Origin of the sequence: Enterococcus sp. CWB-B31, from assembly GCF_020567645.1 — a bacterium.
Lineage (GTDB): Bacteria > Bacillota > Bacilli > Lactobacillales > Enterococcaceae > Enterococcus_L.
On sequence record NZ_JAJDJW010000001.1, the window covers coordinates 617,872 to 638,332 of the forward strand.

Consider the following 20,461-nt stretch of genomic DNA (forward strand, 5'->3'; position numbering starts at 1 on the left):
TCCTGTTGAAGTGCTGAAAGGAATTGATTTAACGGGTGACAAGGGATAGTTTGTTGCGATTATGGGGTCTTCATTATTTTCACTGCCTCAATTTTATATTTCTGTTTGTTTGGAGATTTAGATAAAGAGGGATGTTATCACCGTAATCTTTATCAGATGGGGCTTCAGCCAAAGCTGCGCCGCCGGATAGCAACTTATCAGATACTCCTGATGTATTTTGCTCCAATGATTTTGGCTGTATCCCATACAGCAGTTGCTTTTTGGGTAGTGAATGCACTCAGCGGTATGAATCTGTGGCACTATTTCTGGATGAGTTGTATCAGCTATCTAATCATACTGGGCCTGTTTTTTTATCTCATGCTGGCGCTATCTGGTTCACGTAGATGTATGGGCAGAAAATTTTAGCAAGAAGTATATAAGTGGAAAATTAATGACAATGAGTGCTATAAGCAGTAAGAAAATAGCTATCATTAGAGAGTTTAGAAAAGCTACAAAATAGAAAACTTTGTATTGAAGCATGTTTAGAGCCGAATTAAGGAGAGAACGCAACTGTTCTTCCGGGAAGCTCTGGATATGTTTCTTTTTTTACAAATCAATGAGTAGTTCTTCTTAATTTTAACAAATCAATAATTTTACTTTATCAAGTAAATTAATTTACTTAAAAACGTTTACATTTTTTAATTCATATGATATATTGAAATTAAGGAACTATAATTAAATAGTTAGTGGATCGTAACTAATTCGATTAGGCGACACCGCGGATTGTAAATGGCAGAAGTTTTGTTCGAATTTATTTGCTGTTTATCATTCGCGTTTTTTTATTTATATGGGGGTGAGTGTGTGTACCGAATCGTAAAACCGCTCAATAACAATATTGCTGTTGTTCGTCTGGAAAATGGTGAGCAGGCAATTGCCATGGGGAAAGGGATCGCGTTTCAAAAGAAAAAAGGGGAGCTGGTACCGGAAGCAGCAGTGAGTAATCTGTTTCTCCTTCGAGATGAGGAGGTGCAGCATAATTTTGCTGAGCTGTTGAAAAATGTACCGCTGGAGTATATTAGGACAACCTATGAAGTGATTGACAAAGCGATAGAGAACTATCAGTATGCGGTACAGGAATATTTATATATCACATTAACCGATCATGTTTACTGGAGCTGCGGGAACCTTAAAAAAGGACTGTATGTACCAAGTAAGCTGCCGGACTTTGCTCAGCAGTATCCCATAGAGACTGCAATAGGTAAGTATGCAATAAAAATCATTCGGGAGAGAATCAGCCCGGAATATCCTGAGGATGAGGCGGCTCGAATTGCACTTCATTTTATTAATGCGAAAAGAGAGAAGTCTTCTATAGAACCCAAAACAAGTCAAAAGATGAGTATCCTTTCTTTTGTTGAGAGTGAACTGAACCGCATAGGTATCAGACGGACACAGGAAAATCAGAATTTCTATGACCGGTTAATGATTCACCTGATGTATTTTACGAAAAACTTGGACAGAGAAGCTCAAAATCCCAATAAGCTATCTCAGAATCTTGATGAGCACTTAAAATTTGATTATCCCAAAGCTTATGAAATCGGCAATTATCTCTATCAGTTGATTAAAAATAAAAGCGGTAGGGAGCTGAGCAGTACTGAACGTATTTATCTAACGCTGCACATGCAACGACTTTTATAAGACAGGGAGACCGAGTAACAAGATACTGAATTCAGGTTTATCTAAAGAATAAAGCAATAAATATAGTATTTAAATAGCTGGAAAATGAGAAAAGAAACAGATGAAGGAGCGGATAGTTATGAAGAAGCAGCATACATTGCCGGAGGATTTTATTATGGGAGGGGCAACGGCAGCTTATCAGGCTGAAGGAGCAACAACCGGAGACGGAAAAGGTCAAGTAATCTGGGATACTTTTTTAGTGGATAAAGGTCGTTACACAGCAGACCCTGCCAGCGATTTTTATCATCAGTATCCAGTGGATCTGGAACTGTGTAAAAAATTTAATATCAACAGCATTCGACTGTCTATTGCATGGAGCAGAATCTTCCCTAAAGGGTGTGGAGAAGTGAACAGGAAAGGCGTCGAATTCTATCACAATGTCTTTGCAGAATGTAAAAAGAATGGTGTGATTCCATTTGTGACACTGCATCATTTTGATACACCTAAAGAGCTGTTTGACAAAGATGATTTTTTGAACCGTGAAAATGCGGAACATTTTGTGAACTACGCAAAATTCTGTTTTGAAGAATTCTCGGAAGTTTATTACTGGAGTACATTTAATGAAATTTATCCCGTTGCATCCAATCAGTATTTGTTAGGTTCATTTCCGCCGGAAGTCCAATTTAATTTTTCTAAAACAGTTACTTGTCTGCATAATATGATGTATGCTCATGCCCGAACGGTAAATATATTCAAAGATTATGGCTATACTGGAGAGATCGGCGTGGTACACTCGCTGGAAATGAAATATCCTGCAACGGATAAGCCGGAAGATATCCATGCTGCAAAACTGGATGATGCGCTTTCCATTAGATTTTTACTAGATGCGACCTATCTGGGCTATTATACTGACAGCACCTGGCAGGATGTTCAGGAGATTTTGGCAGCGAATAACCAATCTGTTGCGATTGATGAAAAAGATTTTGTTGAAATGAAAAGAGCGGCAGACCGCAATGATTTTCTGGGAATCAATAACTATGGCAGCCATTGGGTAAAAAAATATGAGGGAGAAAGTACTCTGAACTACAATACAACTGGTGAAAAAGGGACACAGGTTTATCGAATTAAGGGAATTGGGGAACGTATTGTCCGCAATGATCTGCCTAAAACAGACTGGGACTGGATTATTTATCCAAAAGGACTCTATGATTTACTGCTTCGTATTAAAGAAGAGTATTCAAACTACAATAAAATTTTTATTACAGAAAATGGTTTGGGGTACAAAGATCCCTTTGAAGACGGAGTTGTTATGGATGATGCCCGTATTGATTATCTGCGGCAGCATTTTATCGCACTCTCAGAAGCGATCGAACAGGGAGTGAATGTGAAAGGCTACTTTATTTGGTCGTTGATGGATGTTTTCTCATGGGTAAATGGATATAAAAAACGATATGGGCTGTTTTATGTGGATTTTGATACACAAAAACGTTATCCAAAAGAATCAGCTTACTGGTATAAGCTAGTCAGTGATACAAAAACAATTATATAGGAAGAAAAAATAAGGAACAAAATATTAAACTGGCTGAAAACAAGGAGAAAATGAGCTGATAAAAGAAGAATTATCCATGCTTGGTTTTGAAGTCGCAGCCTATTCTGGCGATACCCGAAGTACGCTGTTGACGCTTAGTCGTGAAATACACACTGGAAACTTTGAAAATATCGAAACAGAATTGGCAGAAGCTGATGAAAAGTTGAAGTTGGCTCATAATACACAAACTAATGTTCTGGCAGATGAAGCAGCCGGAAAAGAACTGGAACTGAATTTATTTTTATTCATGGTCAGGATCATTTGATGACAACGATTCTGCTGTGTGAAATAGCCAAAGATTTTGTTGAGCTGTATAAAGAAAAATATCATAAATAGAGAAGGGGATACTTTATGAATGCAATGATTAAACAGATTGAAAAAGGAAAGCCATTTTTCGAGAAAATTTCCAGAAACATTTATTTAGGTGCCATTCGTGACGGCTTCCTTACAGCAATGCCTGCCATTCTTTTTTCAAGTATTTTTATTATGATTGCTGCTGTTCCGGAGGTCTTTAATATTGCGCTGCCTGAAGAATTCTCAAACTGGCTGTGGAAGGTTTACGGATATTCCATGGGCTTTGTCGGACTGCTTGTTACAGCTACAACAGCTCGCTGTCTGGCTAATTCAATGAATCGTCGGCTGAGTGATTCAGGTAAACAGATGAATGAAATTTCTGTTATGCTGGCTTCTATCTGCGGTTTTCTGATGCTGGGAGCGAACCAGATAGATGGAGGAGTTTCTACTGATTACATGGGGACAAAAGGACTGATTGCTTCTTTTATTGCAGCTTTTCTGACGGTAAATATCTATAAGTTTTGTGTGAGACGAGATCTTACCATTCGTATGCCAAAAGAAGTGCCTGGTACGATTACCCAAATGTTTCGCGATATTATCCCTTTTTCTTTTGCTGTATTTTCAGCGGTAATCATAGACACAGTAATTCGAATATTTACAAACGGTTCTTTTGCCGAAGTAGTGATTACCTTTCTGCAGCCGTTATTTGGTGCTGCAGACGGCTATGTTGGGATTGCGATTATCTGGGGAGCTATGGCTATGTTTTGGTTTGTCGGTGTCCATGGTCCGTCGATCGTTGAACCGGCAATTGCTGTAATTATTTATGCGAATGTAGAAACAAACTTTGAACTTTTTAAAAATGGTGAGCAGGCTTCCAAGGTTTTGACAGTTGGACTGGGTAATTTTGTCGGAACGATGGGCGGAACAGGAGCCACGCTAGTTGTACCGTTTCTGTTTATGCTGTTTGCCAAGTCAAAACAATTAAAGGCAGTCGGAAAAGCTTCATTTATTCCAGTTTCGTTTGCTGTAAATGAACCGCTGCTGTTTGCGACACCAATAATTTTAAATCCATATTTTCTGATTCCGTTTTTACTGACTCCCATTGCCAATGTCTGGGTTTTTAAATTTTTTGTGGATATTTTGAAAATGAACAGCTTTATTTCTGTTCTGCCTTGGGCGACACCGGCACCCATTGGACTTATTATGGGGACGGGTTTCAGTCTGCTGGCAATTGTACTGATGCTTGTATTGATTTTTGTAGATGCAGTGATTTACTTGCCGTTTATTAAAGCCTATGATGCGGTGCTGCTTGAAGAAGAAGCTGTGAACAGTGGGATTGCTGAAGTTGAGGAAGAAATTGCAGAGGAGCAAAAGCAGGTTGGGGATATAATTACTGCTGTTACAGAAGCTGAAAAGGAAAAAATCAGGGATGGGGAAAAAGTACTGGTGTTATGTGCCGGAGCTGGAACGAGTACCATGCTGGCGAAGGCACTGGAAGAAGGGGCAAAAGAAACCGGAATTGCTATCTCAGCTCAAGCGGGAGCATACGGCTCTCATTACGATATTATGAAAAATTTTGATTTAATAGTTTTGGCGCCTCAGATAAATTCTTACCTGGAAGACATTAAAAAGGATGCTGACAAGTTAGGTGTGAAGGTGATTGCGACGAAAGGAGCAGAATACATCAATCTTACACGTGATCCGAAAGGTGCAGTAGATTTTGTTTTAAGAGTCATTTAGTTCGGTATTAAGTAAAAAATCCAGGCTTTCAGATGTTTACATTCACATTTGAAAGTCAGGATTATTTTTTTATTCTACCAGATTTTTATTTGTTTCAATCGGAATGAAACTTTTACGAACAGTCAATTCAGCATCAAGCAAAACTTTTTTTGTGATGGTGCGGGGATAAACCAGCTGATCTGAAAGCTGATCAATTGTTGTTTTAGCCATTTCCTTCACATTTATATGGAATGTTGTCAAAGGTGGTGAAACGTATTTGGCAATTTCGTAATCATTGATACTGATAATGGCTATCTGCTCAGGCAGCAAGATTCCTTTTTCATGAAATCCCTGTAAAACACCGACAGCAATCGTATCAGAAGCAACAAAGCAGGCTTCAGGCAAGTCAGAACTCAGGTTATCAGCCATCTGTTTTGCAAGTTCGTAGCCTTGCTCAACAGAAAACTCACCTCCGCTGAATACATAGTCCTCATTGAACAGCCCTTTCTGTGTCAGATATTCTCTGAATACATATTCACGGCTGTCCATCTCATCAATCATTGTATCGGGATTCTGGAATGCTCCACCGATAAAGCCTATTTTGGTCAGCCCTGCTTCAAGAAAGTAATCAATGGCTTCACGGGTCATCGACTGGATATCTGACTCTACGGTATCAAAAAATTTCGGCAGCGGATTAATTCCTCTGACAACTCCCTTGTATCCTTTTTTATGAAGAGCAAGCAATTCTTTTTTCGTAATCGGTCCAATCGCAATAAATCCTGTAACATCCTGTGGGATCGCTTCGATCCCATCACTTTTTGAGACAAATTCAAGTGCCATGTTGGCTGCCTTGCTGTATGAGAATAATTCCTCCTTCAAATAGTTGAAATAAATATCCTCCATCATTTTCGTTTCAGACAACCAAAACAGTACAGCAATTTTATGAAGAGTCGTCTTTATTTTTGAACGGTCATAACCCAGTGCCAGTGCAGTTGCAATAATTTTATTTTTTGCTTTACTGGTAATGGCTAATGTTTCATCACCTTTAAATAATCTGGAAATAGTCGCTTGTGAATAACCGGATTCTTTTGCAACATCCTTTATTGTAACCATAGCCTGCCTCCCACAATAATATCTTAAGAATACTATACCTGAACAACAGGTTATAAAACAATAAATTTACCAATTTAAGTAAAAATTGAATGAGTGAAGAAGATGAATCATCTGTTTTAACAAAATATACAGATTTAAAATAGAAGGAAGTAAGTTAGAAGATAATATCGCTTAGATTTTATCATAAATGAATTTAGCTCTGAATAATGAATCGACTCAGTTATTGACCTTAATTTTATTGTTTGATGATTTAATAACAAGATAAAAATATTAGCTGCATTTTTCAAGTCATAGAAACTAATTATTGTCATTTTGTTAGCAAACAGTAAAATATATTATTGAATTCTAATTTTTTACTTTGTTATAGTATTGCCATTGTTTTGATCGGTTGTTTTTTTATTACAAAATACAATAAAAACATTTATAACTAGAGCTGTTTTTTGAGAAAAAAGAACTAAAACACTTTTCAATGAAAGCATAAGTATACTAATGAATGAAAGCGTTTTTATGTTAAAATAAAGTGTGGAGTGTATATATTTTTTATTTTGTTCCATTTCTTTTATACTTAAGTGGAACAAAAATGAAAATTTGATTATAAGGACTCCCAAAATAGTCCTGAAACAGAGAGCAGTTCCCGAAAAATAATTTCAGCAGAGGAGGTTGAGAATGGACGAAACAAGTCAGTCAGGGAATACACCGGAAAAAGATCAGCTTCAACGATTTCTTTCAGGTGAAAATTTCTATAGTCATCATTATTTTGGTTTTCACAGAGAGACAAAAAACGGTTTGGATGGATATGTTTTTCGAGTCTGGGCTCCAAATGCTGAACAGATTTGGCTGGTTGGCGATTTTAATGGATGGACAGATTCTTTGGCTATGAATAAATTGGAAACATATGGGATCTGGGAGCTGTTTACTGAATTGCCGTCGGAAGGGGATTATTATAAATATAAGGTTCGACAGGCAGGAGGAAGGGAAATCTACAAGATTGATCCGTTTGCAGTACATTTTGAAAAGCGCCCCAATGATGCAGCAGTGATCCACACTATTCTTGAGAGAAAGTGGAAGGACGGATTATGGCTGGGCAGAAAGAAACGATCGGACTATTTTAAACGCCCGATGAATATCTATGAAGTTCATGCGAGTTCATGGAAGCAGAACGAAGACGGTACTCCTTACAGCTTTAGTCAGCTGACAGAAGAACTGATCCCTTATGTTAAAGAGATGGGCTATACCCATATTGAATTCATGCCATTGATGGAGCACCCTTTAGGCATGTCATGGGGCTATCAGCTGATTGGCTATTTTGCTTTAAGCTCTTATTATGGAACACCGGAAGAGTTTCAGGAATTTGTAGAGACCTGTCATTTGAATAATATTGGTGTTCTTGTGGATTGGGTACCGGGACATTTTTGTATCAATGATGATACATTGCCTTATTATGACGGAACTCCGCAGTTTGAATACGAAGATCCTGACCGTGCTAAAAATATCCGCTGGGGCTCTCTGAATTTCGATTTAGGGAAACCTCAGGTGCAAAGCTTTTTAATTTCAAGTGCGTTGTTTTGGCTGGAAATGTATCACTTGGATGGTATCAGAGTAGATGCTGTTTCAAACATGTTGTATAGAGACTATGATGAAGGACCTTGGACGCTGAATCATGAGGGCGGTAATCGAAATCTGGAAGGGTATTATTTTCTGCAGAAAATGAACGCAGTCATCAAACTGGCCTATCCTGAAACGATAATGATAGCTGAAGAGAGCTCTTCGGAGACGCAGGTTACCGGACTGATTGAAACCGGCGCGCTGGGCTTTGACTACAAATGGAACATGGGGTGGATGAATGACACGCTGCGATTCTACGAAATGAATCCAGTATTTAGAAAGGATCACTTCAATTTACTGACCTTTTCTTTTATGTACATGATGGATGAAAACTTTATTTTACCGCTGTCTCATGATGAAGTCGTTCATGGGAAGAAGAGTTTGATGCATAAAATGTGGGGAGATCGTTATAAACAGTTTTCGCAGCTTAGAAATCTTTATGTGTATCTGATGACGCATCCTGGGAAGAAATTATTGTTCATGGGTAGTGAGTGGGGGCAGTTTCTGGAATGGAAGTATGATGAAGGACTTGAGTGGCGCGATCTTACTGATGAAATGAATGCCAAAATGCAGCAGTTTACCAAATATTTGAATCAATTTTATAAGGAAAATCGGGCACTGTGGGAGCTGGATCACAGCTATGACACCATCGAGATTATTGATGCAGATAACAGCCAGGAAACAATTCTGAGCTATATCCGTAAAGGAAAGGCTAAAAAGGATTTTTTAATTATTGTGTTGAATATGACACCGGTTGAACGGCAGGATTTTCCGATTGGTGTTCCTTATGAAGGAATCTATGAGGAGGTTCTGAATACTGAAATGAAGGAATTCGGCGGGACCTGGACCCAATCTAATGCGCCTGCTGAAACCTATGCAGAGTCCTTTAAGCAGCTAGGGTATCAGATCAGAACGATTGTTCCTGCACTCGGCGCCATCATTTTAAAGCCAAAGGATATCAATACACGGAAAAAAAGGTAATAGCTAGGGGTAGTCTGAAAATTATAAAAAGGATTTAAAAGTGCTCGTTATTGGTCTGTTCAGCAAAATCCTGCTTAGTTCAGGTGAAGACAAAACTTTTATCAGCACTGGAATATCTTATGATGCATAGAATTTTTGAGGATGAAAGGAGGCAAAGGGGATCTAGGACGTATTTGAAAAATTCAGATTTCAGCTGTAGGTTTCAGATTCGCCCAGTGACCTGTAAAAAAGATGAATAATGAAATGCTAGCAATGATCTTAGCCGGAGGACAAGGAACAAGATTAGGGAAATTAACCAAAAATATCGCAAAGCCTGCTGTACCATTTGGAGGCAGATATCGCATTATTGACTTTACCTTAAGTAATTGTGTCAACTCGGGGATTACTGATGTTGCTGTGGTAACTCAATATCAACCTCTGGCTTTAAATAGTCACATAGGTAACGGAGCCAGCTGGGGATTGGATGGCATCAACTCCGGATTGACAATTTTACAGCCATACTCAAGCTCAGATGGAGAAAAATGGTTTCAGGGAACAGCTCATGCAATTTATCAAAATGTTTCCTATATCAGCCAAATGAGTCCTCAATATGTACTGGTGCTCTCCGGAGACCATATTTATAAAATGAATTATGAAGCAATGCTGGAAGAACACAAGAAACATAATGCTTCTCTGACTGTTGCGGTGATTGAGGTACCGATTAAAGAAGCTTCCCGCTTTGGGATCATGAATACTGATGAGAATGATCGAATTATAGAATTTGAAGAAAAACCGGAGGAGCCTAAAAGCAATCTGGCTTCAATGGGTATTTACATTTTTAACTGGGCCCGTTTAAAAGAATTGTTGACCAACAGCTATTCAAAAGACAGCCAAATGCTGGACTTCGGAAAAAATGTTATTCCTGCTTATCTGGATGCCGGGGACAATGTGTATGCCCATCGTTTCAGCGGTTATTGGAAAGATGTGGGGACAATTGATTCACTATGGGAAGCGAATATGGAATTTATTGATCCTGAAAATGAGCTGAATATTCGAGATCGGACCTGGAAAATATTCTCTAAAAATACCAGTTCGCCGCCGCACTTTTTAACGGAGACAGCTTCTGTGAAAAATTCTCTGATTGTAGACGGTTGTTATGTTGCCGGAGAAATCAAGGACAGTATTCTTTCGACGGATGTTCAGGTGAAGGAAGGAACGACAATAGAAAAAAGTATTGTTATGCCTGGTGCAAAAATAGGTGAGAATGTGACCATCAAAAATGCGATTATCGGTGAAGACGCTGTAATTGGTGATAATGCTGTAGTTTATGATGAAGAAGAAATTGTTGTAGTAGGGTATTCTGAAGTAATTGGGGTGAAAAGCGATGAAGACTAATAGAATGTGCGCAATTATTGGAAATGTGGAACGATTTGACAATTTAATGCCGTTGATTGAAAAACGGCCACTGGCCATGCTTCCGTTTGACTGTAAGTACCGACTGATTGATTTCCAGCTGTCTAGTGTGGTAAATGCTAATATCGACAGCCTATTTATGATTTTTAATGATGGAGAAACCCAGTCTGTATTTGACCACATTGGTGGTGGAAAAGAATGGAATTTGGCTTCGTTGAAGAATCGCTTTTTCACTTACTTTTATCAGGACTTTATTAAAAGAAAGAACGAAGGAAAACCTTACTTCAGCTCAGTAATTGATTATCTGAATAAATCTGAATCTGAGTACACAGTGATTATGAGCAGCCGAATGCTCTGCAATCTGGATCTTAGAGCGATATTGAAAATCCATCAGGCTCAGCAAAATACAATGACACTTGTCTATAAACGAGTGAATAAGGAAAGTGTCTGCTCGAAAGACACGTTACTGGATATTGATGAAAACGGACAAGTCAGCAGCTGTCATACATTGAAGGATTGCAGCTCTGAAACTGAGACTGGAAATCTTAGTATGGATGCGTTTATTGTTCAAACGGCTTGGCTGATCCAGTCACTGGAAGAAGCTCAGAAACATGGTGTATCGCCAAATCTGGTAGATTTTCTGAAAAGTCAGCTTGGTGCTGTAAAAAATTCAGTCTATAAATATACCGGCTATCTAAAAAATATTCACAGTCTGCAGTCTTATTATAAAGCCAACATGGATATGCTTGAGCCGGCTAAGTTTAACGCTTTAATGTATACGAATCAAAAAATCTATACCAAACTGAAAAATGAAGTGCCAACCTATTACTCTGAAAATTCTAAGGTGAACAGCAGTCAGTTTGCGACTGGCTGTGTGATTCAGGGAACGGTGGAGCATTCGCTGGTTTCCCGCCGAAGCAGAATTGACAAAGGTGCCTCAGTGAAGCATTCCATTATCAACGGGAGCGCCAAAATCGCCTCTAATGCCCAAATTGAATATGCTATACTTGATAAAAATGTTATTGTTGATCCCGGTGTGCAGATTATAGGAACGCCGGAGAAGCCGGTAGTGATCCGAAAAGGAGAACATGTCACCGCAAATGTGTCTGAAGGAGAGATCTGAATGAAAGTTTTATTTACTGCAGCTGAATGTGCACCATTTTTCAAAACCGGCGGACTGGGTGATGTTGCCGGAGCGCTGCCGAAACAATTGAAGGATAAAGGGGCGGATATACGTATTGTTTTGCCTTATTATAAGCAAATGCCGACGAAATATCAGGAGCTCTGTGAAGATGTTTTTTACTTTTATGTGAATGTCGGCTGGCGCCGCCAGTATTGCGGTATAAAAAAAATGGTACTTGATGGACTCACCTATTATTTTATTGACAATCAGTATTATTTTGATCGTGACGGATTGTACGGTTATTATGATGATGGAGAACGGTTTGCCTATTTCCAGCTTGCTGTGATTGAGATGATGGAGAAAATTGATTTTATTCCAGATATCATTCATGTAAATGATTACCACACAGCGATGATTCCGTTTCTCATCAGAGAAAAGTATTATTGGATTCAGGCCTACCAAGCGATTGAAACAGTCCTGACGATTCATAATATTGAATTTCAGGGTGTTTTTGGTGAAAATATTTTGTCGGACCTCTTTGGAATGGGAAAAGAGCGTTACTATGACGGAACTGTTCGTTTTGACGATAATATCAATTTTCTCAAAACAGGAATCTTGTATGCTGGACGGGTTAATACGGTTAGTCCTTCTTATGCCGAAGAAATTCAGACACCGGAATTTGGCTCAGGACTCGATGGTGTACTGCGGATGGCAAAAGATAAATTAAGCGGCATTCTAAATGGAATTAACTATGAGATCAATGATCCGGAGACAGACCCGTTAATCCCTGCCAATTTTTCAAAAGAAGATTTAACAGGAAAAGCAACAAATAAAGCAGCTCTCCAACAGAAAATGGGATTGCCGATTCGGGATGTTCCGTTGATGGCGATTGTCAGTCGTCTGACACACCAAAAAGGCTTTCAGCTGCTGATGGATGAGATGGAATATATGATGCAGGATGATGTGCAGCTGGTTGTGTTAGGAACAGGAGAAGCCGAATTTGAACAAGGCTTTAAAGCGTTCGTTCATCGTTTTCCAGAAAAATGTGCTGTCAGTATTTCTTTTGATGTCAAGCTGGCTCAGCTGTTCTATGCTGGAGCAGATTTATTTTTGATGCCTTCTGCGTTTGAACCTTGCGGACTTTCGCAAATGATCTCCATGAGATATGGAACACTACCTGTAGTTCATGAAATTGGCGGGTTGAAGGATAGCGTGATTCCTTACAACCCAATAACAAAAGAAGGAACCGGCTTCGGTTTTTCTGAGTTTCGTTCTGTTTATCTGATGGAAACGATTCGAATGGCAGCAGCTGTTTACAGAGAGGAACCGGAAGTCTGGCAGCAGCTGATTCAAACAGCTATGGCAAAAGATTTCAGTTGGGATTCTCCTGCTAAAGAATATATAGGGCTCTATCAACTGTTAACAGAACGTTAAGAATTAAATAGTTGTTCGTACTTGTTCTAGAAAACGGGGTATACTTAAAAGAAGTATTGTTACAATCAACTTTGGCGTTAAATGATAACAGAGGTTGAGACAGCAATTCGGTTGTCCCGACCTCTTGTTTTACAAATAATCAAGGGAGTAAGTGACTAATGAACATTACAAAAGAACAGTTTAAAAAAGATTTTAAGCGACGCGTACGGGAAAAATTTGCCAATGAGGTTGAGGAGTCCTCCAACGATGAATTGTTCGCCTCGTTGGGATCAGTGATTCAAGCATACTATTCAAATGCCTGGAAGGATACACGAAAGGAAGTACGTGCTTCGCAATGTAAGCAGGCCTACTATTTTTCGATAGAGTTTCTACCAGGTAAAATGCTGAAAAGCAATTTACTGAACATGGGGCTGCTGGATACTGTTCGTGACAGCTTAAAGGAAATGAGTATTGATCTGGAAGAGCTTTGCAAAGTGGAGAAGGATATGGCGTTGGGAAATGGCGGACTGGGACGTTTGGCTTCCTGTTTTATGGACTCCATTGCTTCTTGCGGATTACCGGGAAATGGGAATGGTATCCGTTACGATTATGGCTTGTTTAAACAAAAATTTGTTGATGGTAATCAAGTAGAGCTGCCGGATGAATGGCTTCGTGAAGGTAATGCCTGGGAAGTCCGTAAAGCCAGCAAGGCTGTTAATGTAAATTATGGCGGGCATGTTTATTTAAAAGAGGATGAGGATGGGAAACTGAAACCGGTCTATGAAAACCAGCAGGTTCTGAGAGCCGTTCCATACGATACTGGAATGTTGGGTTATCATAACAATATAGTTAATACCTTGAGACTTTGGTCAGCGGAAATTCCTGAATCTGAAGAGAACAGATATCAGAGTATTGAAGAACGCCGGGATTTTCGGGATTTGACCTCTGTCCTTTATCCAGATGATTCCAATTATGAAGGACGTCTGATGCGTTTAGTTCAGGAATACTTTTTTGTTTCAGCAGGGATTCAAAGTATCATTCTTTCGCAGAAAAAAACTGGAGTTGCCATGCTTGATCTGCCAAATTATGTGTCTATCCATATCAATGACACCCATCCGGCACTGTGTGTAGCGGAAATGATGCGTATTCTGGTTGATGAAGAAGAATTAAGCTGGGAAAAGGCCTGGAATGTCACAGTCAAAACGATGAGCTATACAAATCATACAATTATGGCGGAAGCTTTGGAAAAATGGCCGATATCGATGTTGAAGGAAGTTGTACCGAGACTGTATCAGATTATTGAAGAAATTGATCGTCGATTTGTGGAGGAAATGACACTGTTAGTTGATTCTGAGCTGGTTGAACGGACAAGGATCATTAAAGACGGCCATGTACATATGGCACATTTGGCAATTATCGGCAGTCACAGTACAAATGGAGTGGCGAAGCTTCATTCGGACTTGCTGAAAGGGGTCGTACTGCATGACTTCTATTTGCTATATCCGGAACGATTTAACAATAAAACAAATGGCATTGCTCAAAGACGCTGGCTGCAGCTGGCGAATGAACCCTTGGCAAATGTGCTGGATCAGACGATCGGAACTTCATGGCGTAAAGAAGCCAACGATCTGCATTTACTGATGAATTATAAAGATGATCCGAAAGTCTTGCAGAAGTTGGCAGATACTAAGCATACGAATAAAGTACGACTGGCGAATTATATTATGCAAACAACGGGAATTGAGGTTTCGGCAGATGCAATTTTTGATGTTCAGATTAAGCGTCTCCATGCATATAAGCGTCAGTTATTAAATTTGCTGCATATTCTAAAGTTGTATTTTGAACTGAAGGACAATCCAGAAGCGGATATTTACCCACGAGTCTTTATTTTTGGTGCAAAAGCAGCACCCAGCTATACGTATGCGAAACACATTATTAAGTGTATCAATGAAGCAGCCTGCCTGATTAACAACGATGAAATAATACAGGGAAAATTAAAAGTGGTCTTTTTGGAAAATTACAATGTTTCTCTGGCAGAACTGATTATTCCGGCAGCTGATGTGAGTGAACAGATATCGCTGGCTTCCAAAGAAGCATCCGGGACCAGCAATATGAAACTGATGCTGGACGGGGCAGTAACGATTGCAACACTTGACGGTGCCAATATTGAGATTCGAGACATCGTTGGGGATGATAATATAGCAATTTTTGGCTTAACTGAAGAGGAAGTGTACCGTTACTATGAGACACAGGACTATTCAGCATTGAAAATTTATGAAAACGACCCGGTTATTCAACGCATATTAAATGCATTTATAGATGGAACGATTCCAAATATAAAAGTGGAAGGACAGGAAATCTTCGATTCTCTGATTCGATACAATGATGAATACTTCGTTTTACGTGATTTTCAGTCTTATGTGGATGCACAGAAATCGATTGAAACTCTTTATCGGGACAAACCTCGCTGGCAGAAAGTCAGTTTGATTAATACAGCACATGCCGGGCATTTTTCTTCGGACTATACCGTGCAGCGCTATGCAGAGGATATTTGGCAGATTGAACCGATAAGAAAAGCGGGAAATGAATCTGGACAATAAGGGAGACAGTAATGACGGCAATTTATTTTAATTCCTGGCTGGAAGAATATAAGCAGCCTTTCGGAGCAATTGAAAAAGGAGCAGCAGTAACTTTTTCAATTGCTGTTCAGGAATCAATCGTTGAACAGGTTTTGCTGGTGGTGCGCAAAGAGGGTGGAGAACGAGGATTTGAAAAAATCAACATGTCTCCAGAAGAGCATCATCATTATATTTGCACCTATACTTTAGAGCAGGGAGCAGGACTTTACTTCTACTATTTTGAAATCATAAAAAAGGAATCAGATCAAGACGTGAAAACTATATACTGCGGATCAGATCAGGGAAAAGGCGGAGAAGGCGTCCTGACTTATGATTCAGGAAATCTGCATCCTTATCAGCTGACTTGCTATGAGAAGGCAGACCCGGCACCAGACTGGTATCGAAAGGGAATCGTATATCAAATTTTTCCTGACAGGTTTTATAATGGTAATCCTCACAAAGAAATCTCTCAGCCTAAAAAGAATACATTCATTTACGGCACTTGGAAAGATGAACCGATGTATATCAAAGATGCAGAAGGAGAGATCATACGCTGGGATTTTTATGGCGGCAATCTGCAGGGAATCATAGAAAAAATTCCTTATTTGAAAGAGCTGGGTGTCACTGCACTCTATTTGAATCCTATATTTGAATCCGCAAGCAATCATCGATATGATACCGGTGATTATCTGGCGATTGATGGAATGCTGGGAGATGAGAAAACCTTTCTGCATTTACTTGACTGTCTTCATGAGAACGATATGCAGCTTATTTTGGATGGGGTTTTCAGTCATGTAGGAAGAAACAGCCGCTACTTTAATTATGATGGCCGCTATGGTGAAGGAGTGGGAGCTTATCGTAATCCAAAAAGCAGATATCGGCAATGGTTCAAATTTTCTGACTATCCGGAAGATTATAAATCATGGTGGGGTGTGAGGGATTTGCCGGAAGCGGATAAGGAGAATTCCAATTTTCAACAGTTTATTTATGGAGAAAAAGAGAGTGTACTTGAAAAGTGGACAGCTATGGGAGTGGATGGCTGGCGTTTGGATGTAGCAGATGAATTGCCGGATTTCTTTATAGAAGGGATTAGACAGGCGGTGAATCGGTATCCGGAAAAGGTATTGCTTGGTGAAGTTTGGGAGGATGCATCCAATAAGATATCTTATGGACATCGGCGTCAGTATATCTTCGGAAACAGCCTTCATGGTGTGATGAACTACCCGTTTCGTGATATTATTCTGAGCCTTCTTTTAGGAAAACATTCAGCACAAGAGGCAGCAGAAAAGCTGACTGTCCTTCAGGAAAATTATCCTGCAGATATTTTTGCCAATAACTTGAATAACATTGGCACACACGACAGTGAAAGGATTGCGACCTTGCTGGACAATCATTTTTCCAAACTGACTTTAGCAGTCGGATTAATGTTTGTTTTACCAGGAGTTCCCACGATCTACTATGGGGATGAAGCTGGAGTGACTGGCGGAAAAGATCCAGAGAACCGTAAATTTTTCCCTTGGGATGCTATTGATCCAGATGCTTATACCTGTTATCAGGAATGGACACAGAAACGTAAAGCAACGGAAGCGCTGGTTTATGGAGAGTTTTATCCGTTTTATTCAAATGGTCTCTTGGGGGTTTTGCGTTACAGTGAACAGTCTCAATTTGCTCTTTATCTTGTCAATGCGCAGAATCAGACTGCTTCTGCCGAAGAGCTGATCTTTACCCGGAAGCCACCGATTTCAACGGCTATTCTGGAGGAGATGCTGGCAGATGCAGTGATCTCTGAATGGGGCGATTATTTTGTAGTGAAAGAGTTGAGTTAAATTAAAAGCAAGAAGTTGTGATAAAGCTTCTCCATGTGACGAGTATTCGAAGAAGCGCAGAAGCAAGCTTTTAATACAGGAATGAATTAGTACTAATTCATAAGATTGTCGGTTCGCATACCATCCTATTAGATGTTCCTGCAACAGTGAGACCGGCAATTCTGCTAACTGACTTTCTACTACGGAAAAGTCTTGTATCTGCGAGTCTCACTACACTACACTTCGTTTCGATCTCATCAATTTCTAAATGGCAAAGCCACTAAGAATTGAAGGACTTCGTTTCGATCCTCGAAGTATGGAGGGGCTTTGTAACGCCGTTTATTCGGTTTTAGGGGACTCAGTGAATAGGCTACACTTTGTTTGACAATTTTTCTGTGGAAAATAGAGCGTTAAAAAACACGATCTACGGTGGTTCGTTGGCGAAGCGAACCATTGACAATGAGTTGGGGGATGTTATCTGGAGGGAATCGTCTGTGCCGTTTCTAGGCTCAGGCGACAAGACGAAAACACATACCTTAGAAGGCTCATTGTCAATGGCAACCGTAACAGAACAAACGGATGTGCCTCAATTATTTATAGAAACTGTCAAAAAATTGTTGCCATTCCTCAGACATACTTAATGTCACAGACCCTGATAGAATAGAGGAAGCTATCTTTAAAGTAATTAACTTAATGACTATGGTTTTAAGAAAGATACTGAAGTAAACAGGGGATAAAGAAATACCGGATAGAAATCACATTCTATTCCGGCTTATTTTATTCGTTAATTTTTTTTGAAGAAAGCGACATAATTCCTGTAATAAACAGAAGTGCAGCTCCTGCAAAGAGGACATAAATACCTGTTGAGGCTGCATAGCTCAGCTTATTGATACCAAACATAATCACTGCATTCATTACTGCAGCTCCCAGTGCTACAAGAATGCTGATAACTCCAGTGATCTTGGACAACCAGTTTTTCTTGGTAAGGATTGTTATTAGAGCCAATCCCCCTGCAATTCCTACGCCTGCAATGACTATTCTGCCAATCTCTCCACCACTATCAGTAATATAGGAAGAATAACTCATGGAACCATAGGAATACAACGGCAAAAAGACACTGATAATACTTACAACAGCAGCAATAAGAACACCAACTAATGCACCAGCTTTGATTTTTTTTGTTTTCATCATTTTCTCCTTTAAAAAAATTTTTTACTAAAAAAGCATAGCATAAAAGGCTCAATTACACCATGTTACTCAGGAAAAGTAATGTGAATGTAGTGAGGAATAAGTATTTGTATGAAAAATTTCTTTTTTTTCTTAATAAAAATATCTTGAGCAGAATGTTTGGTGAGAAGCCTGGACAGTTTTATAATAGCAGTAGAAATAAATAGAAAAGAGGAATTGAGATGGCTTATAAAGTAGAGTTCAAAGAAGTTGCCGCCACTGGGCTTGAAAGTTCGCCGGCTGCAGAAGCATTGGCCGGCTTGCGAGCAAATGAAGCACGCTATCTATGGAATAAATACAAGATTGAATTTACCACTGTTCCTGCAGAAGAAGACCCGGAAACATTAAAATGGATTGAAAAAATTTTGGAAGAACGGGAGATTCATTTTCCCTATAAACCTTTGGAAGTGGCACATTTTGAAGCGGAAGGAACAAAATTTGCCTATGTCTTCTATGAAAATGGGTTGGAAGTGAATGTAATGTATGCAACAGATGATACAGGAAAACGGGCAGTTGGTTTTAAATTATCAGAAGGAATTACAGTTCCAGCAGAATTGGAAGGAAAGTTCAAATTTGCTCGACAGAAATCAAAACTTGCAGGTGAGATTCGTGGTTCTTACTTTGTTATTAAAGGAAAATATTAAGGAAGAGCTGTAGAACAAAATCAGTTATTTATAATAATGGAGACTTGAGAAAATAGGTCTCTATTTTTTTTAGTTCCAAATTGAAGATTATCGGTGTTTTTTCAGCAGTTTAATAGTTCTGAAAACTTACTTTGAAAAATAATTGAGAAGAAGTGTTGATGAAGAAGCAGGTTGAAGGTACTAGATAAATATAAACAGACAGGCCGTCGGTTGTCAGATGATGAAGGGAAGGGCGGCAGTTAATGTTAGTTTAGTAAGATCATAACGTGCGAAAAAATGAAATTTTTAGCACTTAGTAAGTGCTTTTTGTATAAAAAGGTTATAATGAAATAACCATCAATAATATTTTAAAAGTCATCGGAATTGTCAAAGGGGTATTTTAAATCAAAAGAAGAAATAATGGATGCAGTAATCATGAGAATCATTGAGAAAGATATGGATATTGTAAAAATGACTGTACAGGAAAGCAGCGAGTTAAGTGTATTGAATAAAATCGTTCAGTTTCTGATCACACAGTCGTCAGGAAGTGATGAGCAGAAAATTGAGATGCTGGAGCAGTCTCTCAAAGTAGAAAATGTATTGCTGAAACAGTGGATGTTGGAGGCAACTATTTTTGCTGAAGTCATTGAAGAAGGCAATGAAAACAAGGAATTTAACATATCCGTATCCATTGAAAGCCATTCAGTTTTTTTGAGGCACGCAGTATTTATTGTATGAAGGAATGACGTAAGGAGATGCTTACTATTGTTCATTAACATCATTTTTTGTATCAAGGGAGTTAATGAAGTAAAAACAAGCAAAGCAGAAGCTATCGAAAGACTTACGTTAATTTTTAAATTCAGCTGGGGTATTCGTTGAGTTTAAAAATTAAAACGGCTGACGGTCGGCCTGCTAAAAAAAGAGGAGATTATTATGAATAATACAAAAATAATTTGAATAATTACAGAAAGAATATTAGTAGATGAAAAAATATGGAGAAAAGAATATTATTAGAATGTTAAGTAAGTATATGGCTGAAACTGCTGAAGTTATTTCTGTTCAATAGAGGTTGATACAGAAATTTTCGGGAAGAAGCCAATTTTTTGATTTAGTGTCAAAGGAGATAAAAAAGAAAACTTCGTTCATAAAGTAGGCTGATTTCAATCAAAAAAATACTAAAAAAGAGGAGAAATTTAATATGAAAACCAAAATAATTATGGAGGCCAATACACTGGTGTGCTTGGGACTATCTCTCAGGTGATAGAAAAAAATATTGAGAAAGAAACTGTAAAAAGTTATACGACAGA

At 38.9% G+C, this 20,461-nt stretch carries 15 protein-coding genes and 1 pseudogene; 14 read left to right on the forward strand and 2 right to left on the reverse strand.

Going from position 1 to position 20,461, the window contains the following annotated elements:
* Nucleotides 1-105 precede the first annotated feature (105 nt).
* From LI954_RS02605 to LI954_RS02625, 5 genes and pseudogenes are all read left to right on the forward strand, one after another.
* Nucleotides 106-405: a hypothetical protein gene (locus tag LI954_RS02605; protein WP_229443439.1), complete on the forward strand. Its 300-nt coding sequence runs from the start codon at nucleotides 106-108 to the stop codon at nucleotides 403-405.
* A gap of 435 nt (nucleotides 406-840) precedes the next feature.
* Nucleotides 841-1,674 carry a PRD domain-containing protein gene (locus LI954_RS02610; protein ID WP_229443441.1) on the forward strand — a complete coding sequence of 278 codons (834 nt, stop codon included), beginning with the start codon at nucleotides 841-843 and terminating at the stop codon, nucleotides 1,672-1,674.
* Nucleotides 1,675-1,792: 118 nt separating this feature from the next.
* Nucleotides 1,793-3,202: a 6-phospho-beta-galactosidase gene (gene lacG / locus LI954_RS02615; RefSeq protein ID WP_229443443.1), complete on the forward strand. Its 1,410-nt coding sequence runs from the start codon at nucleotides 1,793-1,795 to the stop codon at nucleotides 3,200-3,202.
* Between the two features lie 127 nt (nucleotides 3,203-3,329).
* A pseudogene (locus LI954_RS02620) lies at nucleotides 3,330-3,577 on the forward strand (PTS lactose/cellobiose transporter subunit IIA).
* Nucleotides 3,578-3,592: 15 nt separating this feature from the next.
* On the forward strand, nucleotides 3,593-5,275 hold the full coding sequence (locus LI954_RS02625) for a PTS lactose transporter subunit IIBC (protein ID WP_229443444.1): 1,683 nt from the start codon (nucleotides 3,593-3,595) through the stop codon (nucleotides 5,273-5,275).
* Between the two features lie 69 nt (nucleotides 5,276-5,344).
* Here LI954_RS02625 and LI954_RS02630 read toward each other — a convergent pair whose 3' ends face one another.
* Nucleotides 5,345-6,367 (reverse strand): LacI family DNA-binding transcriptional regulator, encoded by a 1,023-nt coding sequence (locus LI954_RS02630; protein ID WP_229442376.1) that lies wholly within the window; start codon nucleotides 6,365-6,367, stop codon nucleotides 5,345-5,347.
* A 666-nt stretch (nucleotides 6,368-7,033) separates the two neighbouring features.
* Here LI954_RS02630 and glgB point away from each other — a divergent pair.
* From glgB to LI954_RS02665, 7 genes are all read left to right on the forward strand, one after another.
* Nucleotides 7,034-8,953 carry a 1,4-alpha-glucan branching protein GlgB gene (gene glgB / locus LI954_RS02635; protein ID WP_202067658.1) on the forward strand — a complete coding sequence of 640 codons (1,920 nt, stop codon included), beginning with the start codon at nucleotides 7,034-7,036 and terminating at the stop codon, nucleotides 8,951-8,953.
* 231 nt (nucleotides 8,954-9,184) lie between these two features.
* Nucleotides 9,185-10,327, forward strand: coding sequence for a glucose-1-phosphate adenylyltransferase (locus LI954_RS02640; protein WP_229443445.1), 1,143 nt, complete (start codon nucleotides 9,185-9,187; stop codon nucleotides 10,325-10,327).
* Nucleotides 10,317-11,468, forward strand: coding sequence for a glucose-1-phosphate adenylyltransferase subunit GlgD (gene glgD, locus LI954_RS02645; RefSeq protein ID WP_229443446.1), 1,152 nt, complete (start codon nucleotides 10,317-10,319; stop codon nucleotides 11,466-11,468). Before LI954_RS02640 ends, glgD begins: the two co-directional genes overlap by 11 nt.
* Nucleotides 11,469-12,902, forward strand: coding sequence for a glycogen synthase GlgA (gene glgA, locus LI954_RS02650; protein WP_202067661.1), 1,434 nt, complete (start codon nucleotides 11,469-11,471; stop codon nucleotides 12,900-12,902). It begins immediately after the preceding gene.
* Between the two features lie 164 nt (nucleotides 12,903-13,066).
* A complete protein-coding gene (locus LI954_RS02655) occupies nucleotides 13,067-15,481 on the forward strand; it encodes a glycogen/starch/alpha-glucan phosphorylase (protein ID WP_420705937.1) in 2,415 nt (804 codons plus the stop codon).
* 11 nt (nucleotides 15,482-15,492) lie between these two features.
* On the forward strand, nucleotides 15,493-17,325 hold the full coding sequence (locus tag LI954_RS02660) for a glycoside hydrolase family 13 protein (RefSeq protein WP_229443449.1): 1,833 nt from the start codon (nucleotides 15,493-15,495) through the stop codon (nucleotides 17,323-17,325).
* 356 nt (nucleotides 17,326-17,681) lie between these two features.
* Complete coding sequence (locus tag LI954_RS02665) at nucleotides 17,682-17,945, forward strand: hypothetical protein (protein WP_229443450.1); 264 nt, start codon at nucleotides 17,682-17,684, stop codon at nucleotides 17,943-17,945.
* A 136-nt stretch (nucleotides 17,946-18,081) separates the two neighbouring features.
* Here LI954_RS02665 and LI954_RS02670 read toward each other — a convergent pair whose 3' ends face one another.
* Nucleotides 18,082-18,492 (reverse strand): hypothetical protein, encoded by a 411-nt coding sequence (locus tag LI954_RS02670; RefSeq protein WP_229443452.1) that lies wholly within the window; start codon nucleotides 18,490-18,492, stop codon nucleotides 18,082-18,084.
* A gap of 221 nt (nucleotides 18,493-18,713) precedes the next feature.
* Between LI954_RS02670 and LI954_RS02675 the strand changes: the two genes are divergently transcribed.
* Together LI954_RS02675 and LI954_RS02680 are read left to right on the forward strand one after the other, a co-directional pair.
* Nucleotides 18,714-19,175, forward strand: coding sequence for a phage tail protein (locus tag LI954_RS02675; protein WP_229442383.1), 462 nt, complete (start codon nucleotides 18,714-18,716; stop codon nucleotides 19,173-19,175).
* 414 nt (nucleotides 19,176-19,589) lie between these two features.
* Complete coding sequence (locus tag LI954_RS02680) at nucleotides 19,590-19,892, forward strand: hypothetical protein (protein ID WP_229442384.1); 303 nt, start codon at nucleotides 19,590-19,592, stop codon at nucleotides 19,890-19,892.
* Nucleotides 19,893-20,461: the final 569 nt, after the last annotated feature.

Coding starts and splice junctions, on each gene's coding strand:
- LI954_RS02640 (WP_229443445.1), top strand. CDS start 9,185: ATGAATAATGAAATGCTAGCAATGATCTTAGCCGGAGGACAAGGAACA.
- LI954_RS02675 (WP_229442383.1), top strand. CDS start 18,714: ATGGCTTATAAAGTAGAGTTCAAAGAAGTTGCCGCCACTGGGCTTGAA.
- LI954_RS02625 (WP_229443444.1), top strand. CDS start 3,593: ATGAATGCAATGATTAAACAGATTGAAAAAGGAAAGCCATTTTTCGAG.
- LI954_RS02630 (WP_229442376.1), bottom strand. CDS start 6,367: ATGGTTACAATAAAGGATGTTGCAAAAGAATCCGGTTATTCACAAGCG.
- glgD (WP_229443446.1), top strand. CDS start 10,317: ATGAAGACTAATAGAATGTGCGCAATTATTGGAAATGTGGAACGATTT.
- LI954_RS02660 (WP_229443449.1), top strand. CDS start 15,493: ATGACGGCAATTTATTTTAATTCCTGGCTGGAAGAATATAAGCAGCCT.
- lacG (WP_229443443.1), top strand. CDS start 1,793: ATGAAGAAGCAGCATACATTGCCGGAGGATTTTATTATGGGAGGGGCA.
- glgA (WP_202067661.1), top strand. CDS start 11,469: ATGAAAGTTTTATTTACTGCAGCTGAATGTGCACCATTTTTCAAAACC.
- LI954_RS02670 (WP_229443452.1), bottom strand. CDS start 18,492: ATGAAAACAAAAAAAATCAAAGCTGGTGCATTAGTTGGTGTTCTTATT.
- LI954_RS02680 (WP_229442384.1), top strand. CDS start 19,590: ATGAGAATCATTGAGAAAGATATGGATATTGTAAAAATGACTGTACAG.
- glgB (WP_202067658.1), top strand. CDS start 7,034: ATGGACGAAACAAGTCAGTCAGGGAATACACCGGAAAAAGATCAGCTT.